The organism is Paenibacillus sp. EB106-05-06-XG162 (assembly GCF_058791655.1).
The window spans coordinates 59,078-75,494 of the sequence record NZ_JBYTDT010000005.1 but is presented as its reverse complement, the minus strand read 5'-3'; the positions used below and the strand labels follow the sequence as shown (position 1 = coordinate 75,494).

14 protein-coding genes are annotated in these 16,417 nt (G+C 48.0%); 4 read left to right on the top strand and 10 right to left on the bottom strand.

The window, feature by feature from the left end:
- Positions 1 to 18: 18 nt before the first annotated feature.
- From AC3WU2_RS13370 to AC3WU2_RS13350, 5 genes are all read right to left on the bottom strand, one after another.
- Positions 19 to 984: an acetyl-CoA carboxylase carboxyltransferase subunit alpha gene (locus AC3WU2_RS13370; RefSeq protein ID WP_492454839.1), complete on the bottom strand. Its 966-nt coding sequence runs from the start codon at positions 982 to 984 to the stop codon at positions 19 to 21.
- On the bottom strand, positions 974 to 1,879 hold the full coding sequence (accD, locus tag AC3WU2_RS13365; protein WP_018756082.1) for an acetyl-CoA carboxylase, carboxyltransferase subunit beta: 906 nt from the start codon (positions 1,877 to 1,879) through the stop codon (positions 974 to 976). The genes AC3WU2_RS13370 and accD overlap by 11 nt, the downstream gene beginning before the upstream one ends.
- A gap of 238 nt (positions 1,880 to 2,117) precedes the next feature.
- A complete protein-coding gene (locus AC3WU2_RS13360; protein ID WP_018756083.1) occupies positions 2,118 to 2,306 on the bottom strand; it encodes a hypothetical protein in 189 nt (62 codons plus the stop codon).
- Between the two features lie 86 nt (positions 2,307 to 2,392).
- Complete coding sequence (locus AC3WU2_RS13355) at positions 2,393 to 2,896, bottom strand: phosphatidylglycerophosphatase A family protein (RefSeq protein ID WP_018756084.1); 504 nt, start codon at positions 2,894 to 2,896, stop codon at positions 2,393 to 2,395.
- A gap of 705 nt (positions 2,897 to 3,601) precedes the next feature.
- Positions 3,602 to 7,222, bottom strand: a complete 3,621-nt coding sequence (locus tag AC3WU2_RS13350) for a DNA polymerase III subunit alpha (protein WP_492454836.1) — start codon at positions 7,220 to 7,222, stop codon at positions 3,602 to 3,604.
- 101 nt (positions 7,223 to 7,323) lie between these two features.
- Between AC3WU2_RS13350 and AC3WU2_RS13345 the strand changes: the two genes are divergently transcribed.
- The 3 genes from AC3WU2_RS13345 to AC3WU2_RS13335 are packed head-to-tail and all read left to right on the top strand — an operon-like array spanning position 7,324 to position 8,516.
- Positions 7,324 to 7,650, top strand: a complete 327-nt coding sequence (locus tag AC3WU2_RS13345; protein ID WP_018756086.1) for a YtrH family sporulation protein — start codon at positions 7,324 to 7,326, stop codon at positions 7,648 to 7,650.
- A gap of 7 nt (positions 7,651 to 7,657) precedes the next feature.
- Positions 7,658 to 8,158: a sporulation membrane protein YtrI gene (locus AC3WU2_RS13340; RefSeq protein WP_492454833.1), complete on the top strand. Its 501-nt coding sequence runs from the start codon at positions 7,658 to 7,660 to the stop codon at positions 8,156 to 8,158.
- A 55-nt stretch (positions 8,159 to 8,213) separates the two neighbouring features.
- Positions 8,214 to 8,516 carry a YtpI family protein gene (locus AC3WU2_RS13335; protein WP_018756088.1) on the top strand — a complete coding sequence of 101 codons (303 nt, stop codon included), beginning with the start codon at positions 8,214 to 8,216 and terminating at the stop codon, positions 8,514 to 8,516.
- A gap of 95 nt (positions 8,517 to 8,611) precedes the next feature.
- Here the strand turns inward: AC3WU2_RS13335 and AC3WU2_RS13330 are convergent, their stop codons facing one another.
- The 5 genes from AC3WU2_RS13330 to AC3WU2_RS13310 form a co-directional block, all read right to left on the bottom strand.
- The gene (locus AC3WU2_RS13330) at positions 8,612 to 9,949 is read right to left on the bottom strand and encodes a DRTGG domain-containing protein (RefSeq protein ID WP_492454831.1); all 1,338 of its coding nucleotides are present in this window, start codon (positions 9,947 to 9,949) and stop codon (positions 8,612 to 8,614) included.
- A gap of 84 nt (positions 9,950 to 10,033) precedes the next feature.
- Positions 10,034 to 12,760: an Ig-like domain-containing protein gene (locus AC3WU2_RS13325; protein WP_492454829.1), complete on the bottom strand. Its 2,727-nt coding sequence runs from the start codon at positions 12,758 to 12,760 to the stop codon at positions 10,034 to 10,036.
- Positions 12,761 to 12,924: 164 nt separating this feature from the next.
- Positions 12,925 to 13,218, bottom strand: a complete 294-nt coding sequence (locus tag AC3WU2_RS13320) for a hypothetical protein (RefSeq protein ID WP_018756091.1) — start codon at positions 13,216 to 13,218, stop codon at positions 12,925 to 12,927.
- 112 nt (positions 13,219 to 13,330) lie between these two features.
- A complete protein-coding gene (locus tag AC3WU2_RS13315; RefSeq protein ID WP_018756092.1) occupies positions 13,331 to 13,666 on the bottom strand; it encodes a YlbF/YmcA family competence regulator in 336 nt (111 codons plus the stop codon).
- Positions 13,667 to 13,728: 62 nt separating this feature from the next.
- Positions 13,729 to 14,895, bottom strand: a complete 1,167-nt coding sequence (locus AC3WU2_RS13310; RefSeq protein WP_492454826.1) for a DUF445 domain-containing protein — start codon at positions 14,893 to 14,895, stop codon at positions 13,729 to 13,731.
- Positions 14,896 to 15,042: 147 nt separating this feature from the next.
- Here AC3WU2_RS13310 and AC3WU2_RS13305 point away from each other — a divergent pair, with 147 nt between their 5' ends.
- The gene (locus tag AC3WU2_RS13305; protein ID WP_492454824.1) at positions 15,043 to 16,407 is read left to right on the top strand and encodes a YheC/YheD family endospore coat-associated protein; all 1,365 of its coding nucleotides are present in this window, start codon (positions 15,043 to 15,045) and stop codon (positions 16,405 to 16,407) included.
- The last annotated feature ends 10 nt before the right edge of the window (positions 16,408 to 16,417 follow it).

Below are 16,417 nucleotides of genomic sequence, written 5' to 3'. Positions count from 1 at the left end.
AACTGAACCTTCGGCCAATCATTGAACTTCATCAAAGGTAAACTTACCAATTTTCCGAAATTTATGATAACGGTCTTCAAGTAATTGTTCGGTCGACATTTCTCTTAGCTCAGATAATTGCTTCTCTATGGCAATCTTGATCCATTCCGCCTGCGAAGTCAAATCTTTGTGTGCGCCCCCACGCGGTTCTGGAACGATCTCCTCAATAATTTCCATCCGCAGCAAATCTGAAGCCGTGATCTTCAGAGCTTCTGCCGCTTGATCGGCTTTGCCTGCGTCTTTCCATAAAATTGAAGCCGCACCATTCGGTGAAATTGCGGAATAAATCGCATTCTCTAGCATGATCACGCGATTTCCAACGCCGAGTGCAAGTGCGCCGCCGCTTCCGCCTTCCCCGATCACAACGCAAATAATCGGTACCCGAAGCAGCATCATATCACGTAAATTTCGTGCGATAGCTTCAGATTGACCGCGTTCTTCAGCGGTGTTCCCTGGGTAAGCGCCTTTGGTGTCGATAAACGTAATGATCGGACGGTTAAACTTGTCCGCTTGCTGCATCAAACGAAGCGCTTTGCGGAATCCTTCAGGATGCGGGCTCCCAAAGAAACGCGCGATATTATCTTTCATATCTTTCCCGCGTTGGTGTCCAATAACCGTAACCGGCAAGCCGTTTAATTTCGCCAAACCGCCTACGATAGCCATATCATCGCCGTACAACCGATCACCATGAAGTTCCATGAAGTCGGTAAAAATCGCTTGAATGAAGTCAAGCGATGTCGGGCGCCCCTGATGACGTGCAAGATGCATTTTCTGAGAAGGGGATATGTTCGTGTACACTTCTTCCTCTAATTGCTTATAGCGCTCTTCAAGGCGCGCAATTTCGTCCGTGAAATCGATACCCTTCTCTGAGCCAAATTGCTTCAGTTCATCAATTTTTTTGCGCATTTCGACGAGAGCCGTCTCAAAAGGCATTTCATTCGCCATGTGAAACATCCCCCTTCACCGTGTGGAAATCAAGCAATTTGGTCAATGTACTGCGCATATCTTTGCGATGAACGACCATGTCGAGTTGTCCATGCTTCATGTTAAACTCCGCCGTCTGGAAGTTATCAGGCAGCTTCTGACGAATCGTCTGTTCGATAACAATACGACCCGCGAAGCCTGCACTCGCGCCAGGCTCGGCCAAAATGAAGTCGCCCAGCATCGCAAAGCTCGCCGATACCCCACCAAAGGTCGGATCGGTAAAGACAGAAATATAGAGCCCGCCTTGTTCATGGAATTTCGCAAGTGCCGCGCTCGTCTTCGCCATTTGCATGAGGCTAATAATCCCTTCTTGCATCCGTGCACCGCCGGAAGTCGAGAAGATAATAAGTGGATATTTCTTCTGCATTGCTGTCTCAATAGCGCGCGTCACTTTCTCGCCGACAACGCTACCCATACTGCCGCTGAAGAAATCGAAGCTCATAACGGCAAGGACGACCGGATACCCTCCGATCGTTCCTTCACCGGTTACAACCGCTTCTTGTAGACCTGAATTGGCCTTTTGCTGCTCTACTTTCTTGGTATAGCCAGGGAACTCCAATGGGTCTTCCGAAATCATATTCGCATCGTATTCGAAGAAGCGACCTTCGTCGACCGTAAGTGCAATACGATCTCTTGCACTTAGACGCATATGATGTCCACAGTTCGAACACACCATAAGACTCTTCTCTAATTCCTTCGTAAAGTGAATCGTGCCGCATTTGGAGCACTTATTCATAAGTCCTTCAGGAATTTCGCGTTTCGGACGCTCGCCTTCTTCCGCTCCGCCCGTGCGTACCGTGCGTTCGGAAGGAACCGTTGCGTACTTTCTTTTTTTCTGGAATAAGTCTTTTAACACAACTACACCCCACAAAAGCCTTATTTTTGTTACCTATTTCGAATAGTATCTTAATCAAGTTCAAAAAAATCAACTTATTAGCACCGAGAAGGTTGCTTGAAACTGAAGAAGGAGGAGCGGAGTTTAGGCAAAACCTAAATGAGCACCGGACTTCGAAGTTGAATGCAAGATTCGATGTCGAATCAACTTCTCGGGTAGTCATCGTGATCATAAGGTGACTTTTTTTGAATCACCAAAATTACGAATTTAAAATTGAGTTTAGTACTTCTTGAACTTCCTCCAGTTCGCCTGAAGGAACTAGAATTTCAAACTGCTGCTTCGATAGATTAATAGGGCGGACTTGCACCAAAAAACCTTCTTCGGACAGTTTCGACTTCAGTCTGTCTGCAATCTTCGCTGTAGGAGCAATATAAATAACCGTCCACATGCGCTTCGTCCTCCTTAACCTCACAAATTAGCCCAATTAATGCAATAATGATAACATAACTCCCATTTTAACATCAAGAATGCTTCTTACGTAGCATCGGGAGGATTCAGTGGATATTCAATGGCTCGCGGATCGGCATGCGCGATTCTGGCTGATGCCGCAGCGGCTAACCCAGCAACAAGATCATCCAGAAAAACATGAATATGCGGGCCCTTCGAATTTAGATGATGAATGATTCCTATCTTCTCTTTATCCAAATAGCCAAAGCTTGTCAACCCGATCATCCCGTATACATTCGTAATGCCGAGAGCGAGTGTCTCATCAACGCCAAAAAGGGATTCATCTGCTTCCATAATGGCTTGCAATGGCTGTGGCAGCTTCTTCTGCTCTGCAAGTTCATCCAAAGCAATGCCGGTATACAGTGTATATTGGACTTCCCGCTTATGCAATACCGCAATCACACTATCTTCACAATCTTTCATGGTTAATCTAGGGTTATATGCAATCTGCAGCTTGTGAACAATTTCCGTAATCGATTGAATCGTAACTCCGCGCCGCTCCAGCATTTTTACTACGATTTCATATGACATACGCTTCTCCCACCTGTCCTTTGAGTGTAACCTAAATGTATGCAGATGGAAGATCAAATGTTCATAGAAACGTAAAAATTTATTTTTTTAAAATTGAAAGAATGCGTTGTTTTCAAGGTGCTTATCACCAATATTTCCTTAATATAGGATGAGCAACCACAAGATTGAAAGTCAGGCTGTTCGCCTTGCACAAGACCGGATCAATTGCTCGGATCACATGTACTACTAACGAACTTCATAAGCCTTATTCGTATCAAAAACAGTCTGCAGACTCGCTAAGGAACTCCAAGATCGTTATTTCCTTCAAAATTGCATGAAATCATAACTTTTGAGCGCAATAACGCCACTGGAGTTCCTTAAACTGAAAATCAACCGTTATTTGTACGAATAGCGCGTCTACGATTCGTTACACGCTAGCTTCGTGGTAAAGGTTGTGTGAACCTGATGTGAGCGTCGCATAGGAGGAGCCTACATGGCTACTTACCTTCGAGTTTGAATGCAAGATTCGACGCCGAGTAAACTGCAAAGAATACACATCGCGATCAAAGGTCGCAGGGGCTTTTCAGCACCAAGAAGGTTGCGTGAAAACGAAGAAGGAGGAACGGAGTTTAGGGAAAACCTAAATGAGTACCGCACTTCGAGTTTGAACGCAAGATTCGACGCCGAGTAAGCTTCTTCGAAAATACTTCGTGATCAAAAGCCCACTCACTTGATGCGGATGGTTGAGGGGCCAAGGAGAGCCTCAACCTGCTGCAGCAGAATCGGCGAAGGCTTCGTATGGAACGCCTCGCTCAGCGCCATCGCCTTCTGCTCCCGCTCATAGAACAGGACCGTCGGTATCTGTCCTGGATGCTCCTGCAGCAGCTCCTTGAGCTGCGCCAGGATCGTCGCCGTCTCGCGATCGGCGGCGATCTTGATGTACACGCGCTGCCCCGCATGCGCGTGCTTGCCTGCCGCGCCGCGAGCCGATGCTGCGCTCGGCTGCGGTGCTGGCGGTGCCGCCTGCGCTGCGCCGCCTTGCGGGGCGCTGGCGCGCGGCGCGGTGCTGCTGCCTGGCCGCGTAGCGGCAGCAGGCAGCTCGCGCTGTTGCTGCGGCCTGCGACGCCGCAGCAGGCCCTGGATCGCGCCGGCGTCAAGCGGCGCGACGTCGTCAGCCAGCAGCTTAAAGTCTTCGTCTTGCTGCTGCAGCTTGGCACGAACCGCGAGCAGGGCGCCTTTGTCGATCAGATCATGGCATCGCTCCCATACCTTCGGGAAGAGTACCACTTCCGTACGAGATATACGATCTTCGAGTTCCATAAAGCCCATCATCTTGCCCTGCTTGGTCGAGATTTGCTTCAACGATACGACCATACCCGCTACGACCACTTCGCTCTCATCAGGCGCTTCCATTAGATCCATGAGTCGATCGAGCTCAAGCTTGGATAACATTTCATCATGATCATCCAAGGGATGTCCTGAAATATAAAGACCAAGCAGTTCCCGTTCAAATTCCAACTGCTGCGTTATCGTATATGGACGAATGTCCGGGTATTCAATGGACCAGTTATTCACTTCAATGAATCCGAACAACTGAATTTGGAGATCATCACGTTCTTTACGCCATTTCACCGCGGCTTCCACGGTCTCATCGAGCATAGCAATGAGCTGTGCCCGGTGCCCTGGCAGCGAATCGAGCGCTCCGCCTTGGATCAACGATTCCAACACCCGCTTATTGCACACACGCAGGTCAATACGTCGACAGAAATCAATCAGACTATCATACGGCCGTTCTTCCCGCTCCTTCATAATGCTCTCAATGGCTTGCGTACCAACATTTTTAATTGCAGCAAGGCCAAAACGAATCGCTTGCCGCCCATCCTCAAAAGCAACAGGTGTGAATAACACACCACTCTCGTTCACATCGGGAGGCAGCACATCTATGCCCATATGCTTAGATGCATCCACATACTCCGCCACTTTCCGGTGATTTCCCATCACCGATGCGAGCATCGATGACATGAATTGCACCGGATAATGGGCCTTCAGATAAGCGGTCTGGAACGCCAATACACCGTATGCTGCCGCATGCGCGCGCGGGTATCCGTAATTGGCGAAGCGAACAATCATATCATATACATGATTCGCTTCCTCTTCCGTAAACCCTTCTCCAATACTCCCTGTCACGAAATGTGCGCGCTGCTCATCGAGCACTTCCCTTTTCTTCTTCGATACGGCCCGACGTAATAAATCCGCTTCACCGAGTGTGAAGCCCGCCATCTGCGAAGCGATCTGCATAATTTGCTCTTGGTACACAATGATCCCGTACGTATCCTTCAGAATCGGCTCTAACGAGGGATGCGGATATTCCACTTCGATCTGTCCGTGCTTCCCCTGAATATACTTCGGAATGAATTCCATCGGGCCTGGACGATACAAGGCAACGACTGAGATGATATCTTCGAATTCGGATGGTTTAAGGTCTTTCAACACTCTTCGTACCCCAGAAGACTCCAACTGAAAAATCCCTGTCGTATCCCCATGTCCTAGCATCGCGTACGTATCCGGATCGTCATCCGGTACCTTGTGGAAATCAATCGTCTGTCCCGTCTCCTCACGAATCCATGCGAGCGTTCTTTCAATGATCGATAATGTCCGCAAACCGAGAAAATCCATTTTGAGCAGACCCACAGCCTCTAGATTTTCCATCGAATACTGCGTTAGCGCCGTCGTCTCCGAGCCTTCCTGCAGCGGTACATAATGCATAAGCGGCTCCTCCGATATAACGACCCCTGCGGCGTGCGTCGAAGCATGGCGCGGCATACCTTCCACTTTCATCGCCATATGAACCAGTTCCATAACCCGCTCACTACGGTCTTGAAGCGAAGCCAAATCCGGGTTAAGTTGCAGCGCCTCTTCAATCGTAACCCCAAGCTGATTCGGGATCATTTTGGCCACACGGTCAACTTCACCAAAAGGTATATTGAGTACGCGACCGACGTCCCTGACCGCTGCGCGAGCCGCCATCGTTCCGAACGTAATGATCTGGGCCACATGTTCAGAGCCGTACTTGCGCACAACGTAGTCAATCACTTCATCTCGCCGCAAATCACTAAAATCGATATCGATATCAGGCATCGTCACCCGCGCAGGATTCAAGAACCGCTCGAACAATAGCTTATATTTAATCGGGTCCACATCGGTAATATTCAGTACATAGGCGACCAAGCTGCCGGCAGACGAACCCCGTCCCGGACCTGTCGCAATCCCGTTCTCATGGGCGAATCGAATGAAATCCCATACGATGAGAAAATAATCGGAATACCCCATTCGAGCAATAACATCCAGCTCATATCGAAGCCGTTGCCATACCGTCTCCCGGTACGATGAATCTTCCCAGACGGGTAACGAACCATAACGGCGTTCAAGTCCTTCTTCACACAACTCCGCCAAATACTGTCCCGCCGTCTGCCCCTCTGGGATCGGTTGAAATGCAGGGAGAATCGACCGACCGAATTCAAGCTTCATATCGGCACACTTGGCCGCGATCCTCTCCGTATTTGCAATCGCTTCCGGGACATGAGGAAATAACTTAGCCATCTCCTCTTCACTTTTCAAATACAACTGATCCGTCGTGATTCGAAGCCGGTCTTCGGCGTCGACTGTTTTGCCCGTCCCAATACAGATCAAGACATCCTGCATCGCCGCATCCTCAGGCGCAATATAATGCACATCATTCGTCACCACGAGCGGAATGCCTGTCTCTTCGCTTAATGCGATCAACTGCGGATTTACCCGCTTCTGCTCTGAAATCCCATGGTCTTGAAGCTCCAAATAGAAATCTTCGCCGAAAATATCCTTATATCGCAGCGCTGAAGCTTTTGCTTCCTCCTGTCGACCATGCAATAAATGCTGCGGAATCTCACCACCAAGACAAGCACTCAGGCAGATAATCCCTTCTGAATACTGCCGCAGCGCCGTGAGATCAATGCGCGGTTTATAATGAAATCCTTCTAAATGCCCGAGTGAACAGAGCTTCATCAAGTTCCGATACCCTTGTTCATTCTTCGCGAGCAAAATAAGATGATAGATCGGATTCTCCTGACGCGTTCCCTTATCCTTCATCGAACCCGTCGTCAAATACGCTTCACAGCCGATGATCGGCTGAATACCATGCTGAACACATGCTTTATAAAAAGGAACCACGCCATACATTACACCGTGATCTGTTAATGCGAGTGACTTCATACCGAGGCGTGCAGCTTGTTCCACCATCTTGTCAATCCGCGCCGCGCCGTCTAGTAAGCTATATTCACTATGAACATGCAAATGTACAAATCCGCTCATCGCCTGTCCTCTCTTTCTAGTCTATTCCTTGGACAACACCCATAAGCTTAAGTATACACGATAACGGGGCGCAAACAGAGAGGAAAGGAGCCGAATTTAGAATGGAATCCTTCGCAACCAAGGCATTATTAGATTTTTTCATTGCTTTTGGCATTGTACTCGGGGGCGCAATGCTCGGCGGCATCGGGGCTGTTATTGCATTACAGCCGCCAACGCTTACGATGCTGAATGTCGCCAAATCGCTCAAAATATGGGCGCTTGCCGCTGCTGTGGGCGGAACCATTGATCCATTGCGCGTCATTGAGAGCAATTTTTTCGACGGCAATCTATCACCCGCCATCAAACAAATTCTCTATATTATCTGTGCCTTTCTAGGTGCCCATATGGCGACAGAGCTTGTAGCCTGGATCTGCCGAGAGCGAGGGTAGGTTCCCGATGCGAGTGCCGCCTTTTAGCCGATATCGCCATCTGATGCGCTTCGTCGCCATCTTCCTCTGCGGAATGATTGTCGGGAGCGCTGTGTACAATGGTTTCTTTCACCTCCAATTTACGCACCTTACGAATATTAACAGTGATTTGCGTGCACAAATCGAGCAATATAAAGACGATATTGAAGCACTCAACAAATATAAAAATCAGCACAAGTCCATTCGTAAAATTCAAGTCTATATTATCAAGCAAGCGAATGAAAAAGACCAAATCGATCTTGAAATAGAAAATGAGCTCAAAAAACAAATACGTGAAGATCTGCAAATCTTCTTAGGACGCGACATGTTCAAAATAAGCTCTGACGCCAAATTCGCCAGCGAGCTAATTAAACATAAAGTCTACAAAGACATCCATGATCAAGACTTCAAAATCCAAATCCGAACGATGCTCGTCAATGATGGATTGTTACAAATTTGGGTCGACGCAAAACGCCATGATATCCCCTGAGGAAATATGTTACAATAGACGGAGCAATTGACGAAAAAAAGGGGCTACAATACATATGACAAGCACAATCTTCATCGTTCTCTACTTCCTGCTTGCTGTTTCACTCGGCTTCTCCGTATTCAATAGCTGGAAGTCGCATCGCTCCAAGGATTCCATGCAACGCGGCTTATACGGGGCACGCATGAATATAAGTCTTGGCGCCATGTTGATCCTGCTCGCTGTCATCCAACTGTTCATGTTCAGCGGTTCATCGACACGCGTCGTGATCGGTGCATTGTTCTTACTTCTCGGATGCTTCAACATTTATGCAGGACTGCGAAATCACAGCCATTTCAACAAAATGAATAATAACGCCTAACAGCTGTTCAATGATTAATAACCCTCTTGCTCGCATCTTCAACCGATGTCCGAACAAGAGGGTTATTTGTGTACCTTCTTACTATTCGAATTATTTCATGCCTCGCCAAAAGCCTGTGCCGTTATCATCACCTTGCAGACGATTTGATCGTCACATTTCACGACGACATCGACCTTGCAGAATCGTCGACTTGCCTCGATCATTTCAACGCGAACCGTCATTTCCTTCTCAATCTGAACAGGTCTTAAGAAATAGAATGTCATGTTCTCCACGTCATGATCGGTGTGACGCTCGTCTCGAATGAAACGGTACACCACTTGGGTGACAATGGTCGTAAAGACACCCTTGGAGAGTGATCCCAAATGACTTGACATCTGCGGTGTCACTTGGCCGCGGAAGTACAACTTGTTCTGCTCATCCCGCTCCTCCTCGAAGTGGCTCCAGATGAGATCATCGAATGTCTCTCCAAGCTGCGGCAGCTTCTGTGCATCCCGCATCGCCTGAAGAACCTGCTTCCGCGTCGCGGTCGAGAGCAGCTTGCGATTACGATCGACGATCGGCAGTACTTCGATGCCTTCCCACGCCATCATATGGGCGGCAGAGGCCAGTGAAGTACTCATGGTAACCGTGATCGGATTCCGCGTGTAATGCTTGTCGATGACATGATCCGGCTGCAATCCGGAGATATCTTTGTACGTGATCATCCCGATGACATGGTTCCATTCATCGACCACTGGGAATCTGGATTGACCTGTCCGTTCGCGCAGCTCTTGGAAATCCCCAATTGTGCTGTGCGATTTCAGTGCATTCACTTTTTTGCCGAGCTCAACGATGTCTTCAATCAGCATAATTTTTTTCTTGATCAATCGGTCATAGATCGCCCGGTTAATGAGCGAAGCAACAGTAAACGTATCATGCTTACACGAGATAATCGGCAGATCGAGCGCATCGGCAATCAGCTTCACCTCACGGCTCGCCTCAAATCCCCCTGTAATGAGCACGCCTGCGCCTTGCTGCAAGGCTAAACGATGTGCGCTCTGCCGGTTACCAACGATCAACAGGCTTCCCGCGTCAATATAGCCGAGCATATCCTCCAGCTCCATCGCACCGATCACATATTTGTGCAGCGGTTTGACGAGCCCCTTGGAGCCTCCGAGAACGTGCCCGCCAACGATCTTGACGACCTCCTCGAAGGTTAAGTGCTCAGATAAATGACGGCGTGAAGCCTTATCGACTCGAATCGTTCCAATCCGATCTTTCGTTAAGACGTAACCGATATTTTCTGCTTCCTTTACGGCGCGGTAAGCTGTCCCCTCACTGACCTGCATTTCTTTGGCGAGCTTTCGTACCGATATTTTGGAACCAATCTTCAGTCCTTCAATATGCTGCAACAACAGCTCATGCTTTGTGAGCGTCTCTTCATGAAAATCCACGCTGTATCACCTCGAATCCGAATCTGTACTATTTCACTAGTATAGCATTCGAAAGCGATTTTTTACACATGAATCCTCACTGTATTATTTCGTACGGAAGCTAACCCATTCTTGATCCATACCAACGTGATTCACATCTACGAGATAACCCGATCCTTGATCTGTCACACGAATCTGTCCATGGTTCCGCTTATCCAAGCGTTCAACCGTCAGCGTGATGGTCTTGCCGTCTTTCGAAATTTCACCTGCCGTAGGCGTGACACGATTCCCACTAATCACGATTTCGAAATCATCGGTCCGACCTTTGAAGCCTTGCACAGGATCACTTAAGGTCAATACGATTTTAGTGTTTTCCGCATTTACGCTCTCGATATATGATGCATCGTGCTTGCTTCCTTTGGCCTTGAAGCTGGACTCGTTCGCGCCTTGTGCCGTGTCATACCCTTTACCCTGATCATCCACGATCCGGCCAGAATCCGTGTTATAGATTAATTTGTAATCATCGTTTTTCTTCAGGCCATCCAATTTGTCGGCAAATAAGTGAATGTAGAGCTTGGTACGGTCTTCCGACACTTCGAACGTAGCATTCTCGCCATTTTTCAGATCCAGTCCTTTCCGTTCCTCATTCCATATTGTAAAAGGACCCTTCTCCGCATTACGTACAGGTTCGCTGAATTGCACGGTAATATTATACGGATCTGTCGAAGCTGTGCTTGCGATACGCGGCGCTGCATTATTGTCGCCAATGCCTCGGAACTGTACACTGTACGGATTCGATCCATCGGTAACCTTCATGCTGTTCCAACCAGCTGCATCTGTCACGGCACCCGTAAAGGTCATCGTGTAGACATCCCCATCCGTCGGCGAATCGAGATAAAGAACAGCTTCATCGACCACTTTATTGCGATTATTGATAGAATCCGATTTGATGGTCACGTAACCGCCTTTTGCATCTTTAATGATGAACCCATCGCGCGACACATTACGAACCGGCTCGCTGAATTGCACAAGGACAGAACGTTGATCGAGCGCCTTCACCTGCTTGATCGTTGGAATTGGATTCGCATAATCCGTACCCGAGAACGACTTCACATTCGCTTGATTCCGCGTATTCAAGTTCGGCAGTCCATAGACGGAGGCTTGGATCGTATGCTGCTCACGGAACAGATTCGGGTTCCCGTTATCCGCCGTTCTGAATTGTACACGGATCGTTCGGCTGTCTGGCTGCGTCACATAGGATTGCCATCCAGACATGGAGACGGCATTCCCATTATCCCGGTTCACAACCACGTTCAGCTGCGCAAGATCAGCAGCGGTAAGCGGATCATCAACCCGAATCTCGAGCGTATTCCAATCGATCGACCGAATGCTCTGCACATTTAATGTCATCCATGCATCATCATTCACGCCTGTAAAATTAACCTTCGTCGGGTTATTTATTTTGTTCCCGAAGCGATCTTCGATATATTTCATCGAGATCGTATATACTTTCCCATTCACTTGATCTGGTGTTGTTAACGTGACCGATTGGTTCGAATCATTGTAGCTGACACCCGATGGATATCCCAAATCTCCGTTCATGCTGTAGTTGTACTTATCCTCAGCGGTTCCACGGTCCAGACGTTCATCGAACCAGATGGTTACACGATTCGAATCGGAGGTCACCTTCTTTACGGTCGGTCCCGATCGATCATCATCTTCCCCGAAGCTGAAGTTAACGGGATCGAGTGTATTGCCTGCCTTATCCGCGACCCGATAAGCAACAAAGGTATAGCGTGTATTCGACTTCTGTTCTGAAGTCTGAATCGTAACGGTACGGCCGTCATTCGAGAGATCTGCGCGATATAGATAGAGGTTGTTATTCACGGAGTAATTGGATAAGTCTGTCGCAGAGCTTAGATCAACAGGCTCTGAGAAGGTAATCGACAGCCAATAGTTCGAAGCGGTATGGAAATCGGTGATTCGAGGCTTCGTCGTATCCACAGCAAGCGAGACGAATGGCTTCGTATTGTCATCTACTGTTAATGTGTATTGTGTGGATCCTTCTTGCGGATCGGTTATAATCTCAACCTTCTTCCCGTCACTGCTCAGGACAGCTTGGCGAATGGTGAGTTTGCTATTGCCATAGGTCTTGCGAATCGTAATATTCTCCGGTTTAATGACAGACACCGCTTCATCGAGGTTCAAGACCAGCTTCGTATTCGAAATGACGTCTAGTGATTTCACCTTAAGCGTCTTGTATTCAGGCTCAGCCATCTTCTGATAAGCGGCGTACGTCGCGTCCACGAGCAGTGCTCTCGTCGCATTCCCGGTGTAATCGTACATAATCGGAATAATGCCCTTATCGAGTGCGACAGCTACCGTACTCCGCGCCCAAGATGATACTTTGCCACCAACCCCATTGCTGCTTGATCCTTCGATACCATAGGCACGCACAAGCATAGTAGCAAGCTGCTCGACCGTCACCGGCGCTGTAGGTCCGAACTTGCCTGCTCCAAGGCCCTTCATGAGACCTGCTTGCGTCGCTGCCTCTACGTATCCATAGGACCAGCGTGTCTTAAGTACATCGTTGTAACTCGGTGAACCGGGAACTTGCTTCAAGTCCATCAATCGGAACAAGACGGCCGCGAATTGCTCGCGTGACATTTCCTCATTCAGTCTTGCACTGCCGTCCGAGAATCCCGTGAATATCCCCTTATCTTTCAGAATTTGATACTTCTCTAGTGTCGTCTGCGCAGCTGCTGATACGTGATTTGAGATACTAACGGAAACGAGCATGAACGTTAATAAAACCGATACCCATCTTCGCATGATGCGAACCTCCCCCATTCTCACTGGTCTGCTTTGCAAAGCATGGATATAGACGTTCTTTTTTCCAGAAAGTTTCAGTTCTGAGGGCCCAAATATTGTTCGACAAAAACGATTAAAATTCTACCCCTTCGCCTCGACAAAGATCTTGCTTAACAAGGAAAGGATCATTCCCCTCTGATTCGTGTCTTCCGTTCGAGTGACTGCGATAGCTTCTGCTGCCATTGTAAACGGCGATATCTTCTTAGGCGCTGAATTTTCTCCTCCTGCTGCTCGCTCGATAGCAATAAATAATGAAGCTGCGATAAAATGATTAAGAAAGCAAATAAGAGCCAGACATAGACGAATACCGTACCAGCTGACCACGACAATAATAGATGAAGTTTCGGCCAAGCGAAGAGCAGCATGCCGAGAGCAACCCCCAAATAAATAACCGATTTTGCTACTTTCCAAGTACGCATACGCAAAAACTCCTTTGCATGTTTGTCCTATTCTTCACCCTATGTGGATAAGAATCGAAATATGACAAAAAGCAAAGGAGCTCGCTATAGAATTATTCTTTTTTCGCTCAACTTATTGATATAGGAACTCCAAGTTCTGAAGCACAATTTTGTTAATGTCTTCAATAATTACACTAAGACGACGCTCTGCATCGAACAATCGACTGATATGTTGGTTCATCTGGAGCAGTTCGAACATTTTCTCCATCTTCTCCATCTCTTCCGGATTCGGCATATCGCCTGACATCATTCTTTGCTGCATCTCAGCTTGATTCGCACGGAACTCATCCAGCATACGTTTGCTGTCTGGGTCTGCAGCGATCAAATTCATCATACTTTTAACTTCAGCCACCTCTGGGCAATCTTTCAACGCTTTTGCAAGCTCATGTGCTTTATCATATACATTCATTCTTCTTCTCTCCCTTATAAAGGTTGTTCAAAAAGTCATCATCAATCTGTTATGAGATTCCATCACCCTAACCATAGCATGAACAGAGCCTGAAATAACCCAATAATACCACCGAGCAGTGCGCCAAGCCATGTTATCGCTTGGAATTCTCGTCCCGACACACTCAGAATAATATGTTCCAAGCGTTCGATCGGGAATCGCTCAACCTGTTCGCGAACGAGCTGAGGCAATTGAATCGACTTGACGATATTCGCCATATTACGTTCCAACATGCCTAGCGCCACCTGAACAACACGAGGCATAACCAAAGTTAGACGTTCTTCAAATCGACTTACGAGCGACCCGATATGTATTTCTTCTGCCTGCTGAACCCATTGCTTCCATTGTATCATGTTCTGGGCATGGCGTGATATCCAGTTCAATCCATCCTCGCCCGCCATAGAACGAAGCACCTGATCGAGTGGCAATGTCGACAAGGATTCAAGTCTACGTTCGATCTTCGTACTAAGAATAACCCGAACATGTTCCGACTCTAGCTGCTCGACCAAGACAGGGGTCATCTTCTGAACGATCTTCTCCTCATCCATGAACATGGAAGCCATCGCGCCCAGGAATCCACCCGACTGGCTCACGAGCCCCGAAGCTACACGTCTGAGCATCCGTTGACCTTGCAGGGAAGTAATCTCTTCACGAACAGCGCTCATAATGCCTTCCGCGGCCATATCGGACCACCGTGTCATCAGCTCAGGCGACCAACCTGGAATTAGTTCATGAAGAGGCTTGTCCGCCAGTTCATATCGATTCCACGCCCACTTGATACCCTGATCCACCGCGCCCTGAAGCCAGAGGACCGTTCGATCTTTGTAAGCTTCCCACGCTTCTTCTGACATATATCCAAGCGCGAATTGTTTGAGTGTTCGCTCATCTTGACCTAACCGCTGTATACCCTCAATCAATCTGTTCTCAATTTGGGCTCGGAATTGAGGCTTTTGCAGGAGCTCTTGCAGACCTTCCGTTGTTACGAGGTAATCCGAGACAATTTCGCCAAGCGAACCTGCAATTTCTTCTTTGCGCTTAGGAATTAATCCTGGCGTGAATGGAACGCGCCAACTCCCTAGATAAATCGGTTTTCTCGGATGAAATAACATTTTAATGGCAAAATGATTGGTCAGACCGCCCACAAAGGCGGCGACTGCTATACTAATAAGAATATATAACCATGTCGGCATCCTACTCCCCCATTTCTTGTTGGTTTCTTTGTTTTTCATAAGTGGGTCAATCACCAAGGGAAATATGTCCTCATATGATGAATCTATGCAGTGTAGTACAGTAGGCCACTCTAGTCCCATTAAGTTGTAGTTGAGAGGAGCTCCACAATGTCTAAAAGCAAATTCCCCATCCAGGTGACCAGCTCCGGCATCATACAAGAAGACGTGCTCATGATTGGGGAAAGTACGATCAAACAGTGGAAAATCCCTACCCACCAATACTTGATGCTCCATTTCGGTTCATTCAGACAACACGTGAAAGTCATTCCCGTACCAAAGTACGACGGAATCCGGATCCACCCCGCTTTGGCGCGCAAAACAGGGCTGTTCTCGGGTGTTCAACTTCGATTGAATTACAAAAGCGGAGTACTCAAGATGGGGCCACTTATTAGCGTGTTGATCAGTCGTGACTATTCGGAAGATTCGGATAAACCCTTTGGCACCATCACGAGCTTCTGCAAAGAACTCGTCGACGCCTGCCGCGTACAAGGTGCTTTTGTGTATTTCTTCACTCCGGATCACATCGGCTCGAGCACATGTCAACTTCAAGGCTGGGTCTATAATGGCCGTTGGCAGAAGTCGATACTTCCCATTGGAGATGTCATCAATAACCGACTTACATCCAGAAAATTTGAGAACAAACCTAGCGTACAGCATTTTCTGAAAGAAGTAAAATCCCGTTACAAAACCCCATTCTTCAATGAGAAATTTCTCGATAAGTCGGAAGTCTTCGAGGCCCTTCGCAAAGATACGTCCTTGCAGCGATTTTTACCAGAATCCCATATGCTGCGCAATTTTGCGGGATTGAAGAGCATGTGCGCCAAATACAGCCATGTGTTCCTCAAGCCTATTCGCGGGAGTCTCGGGAAAGGAATCATCCGTGTGAGCAAGCAAAATGGCGGAATCGCATATCAAGCGCATTATGCCACGATGAACGGTACGCGGCGAGCCACCTATCCCTCTTTACCGAAACTGTTCACTAGCCTCTCAGTCAAGATGAAAACGACCCGCTATCAGATGCAGCAAGGACTCAATCTCATCGAGAATACCAAGCGTCCCATTGACTTCCGTGCCTTGGTGCAGAAGAATGCAACAGGCAAATGGAATGTCACCTCGATTGTCGCAAGGACGGCTGGGGATCATCACTTCGTATCCAATCTCGCACGAGGCGGAACGCTGAGTACAGTGAAGGAAGCGGTGAGTAAATCCAACCTCCCACCCGGCAATAAAGGGGATGCACATCTTCGTCTTCATAAAGCGGCGCTTGAAATCGCCAAGGGTGTTGATGATTTCATTCCCGCACACTTTGGTGAACTCGGCATCGATCTCGCACTCGATACATCGGGACATATTTGGCTGCTGGAAGTCAACTCGAAGCCATCCAAGAATGACAATACACCACTTAAAGAGAATAAGATCCGGCCTTCTGTTAAGCAAATGATTGAATACTCGCGTTTCCTGTCCGGATTCTAAAGGAGTCTTG

Bases quoted from the DNA above. Each gene is read 5' to 3' on its own strand.
- AC3WU2_RS13370 (WP_492454839.1), bottom strand. From the start codon at position 984: ATGGCGAATGAAATGCCTTTTGAGACGGCTCTCGTCGAAATGCGCAAA.
- AC3WU2_RS13345 (WP_018756086.1), top strand. From the start codon at position 7,324: ATGGAATCCTTCGCAACCAAGGCATTATTAGATTTTTTCATTGCTTTT.
- AC3WU2_RS13355 (WP_018756084.1), bottom strand. From the start codon at position 2,896: ATGTCATATGAAATCGTAGTAAAAATGCTGGAGCGGCGCGGAGTTACG.
- AC3WU2_RS13315 (WP_018756092.1), bottom strand. From the start codon at position 13,666: ATGAATGTATATGATAAAGCACATGAGCTTGCAAAAGCGTTGAAAGAT.
- AC3WU2_RS13340 (WP_492454833.1), top strand. From the start codon at position 7,658: ATGCGAGTGCCGCCTTTTAGCCGATATCGCCATCTGATGCGCTTCGTC.
- AC3WU2_RS13350 (WP_492454836.1), bottom strand. From the start codon at position 7,222: ATGAGCGGATTTGTACATTTGCATGTTCATAGTGAATATAGCTTACTA.
- AC3WU2_RS13320 (WP_018756091.1), bottom strand. From the start codon at position 13,218: ATGCGTACTTGGAAAGTAGCAAAATCGGTTATTTATTTGGGGGTTGCT.
- AC3WU2_RS13310 (WP_492454826.1), bottom strand. From the start codon at position 14,895: ATGCCGACATGGTTATATATTCTTATTAGTATAGCAGTCGCCGCCTTT.
- AC3WU2_RS13305 (WP_492454824.1), top strand. From the start codon at position 15,043: ATGTCTAAAAGCAAATTCCCCATCCAGGTGACCAGCTCCGGCATCATA.
- AC3WU2_RS13325 (WP_492454829.1), bottom strand. From the start codon at position 12,760: ATGCGAAGATGGGTATCGGTTTTATTAACGTTCATGCTCGTTTCCGTT.
- AC3WU2_RS13360 (WP_018756083.1), bottom strand. From the start codon at position 2,306: ATGTGGACGGTTATTTATATTGCTCCTACAGCGAAGATTGCAGACAGA.
- AC3WU2_RS13335 (WP_018756088.1), top strand. From the start codon at position 8,214: ATGACAAGCACAATCTTCATCGTTCTCTACTTCCTGCTTGCTGTTTCA.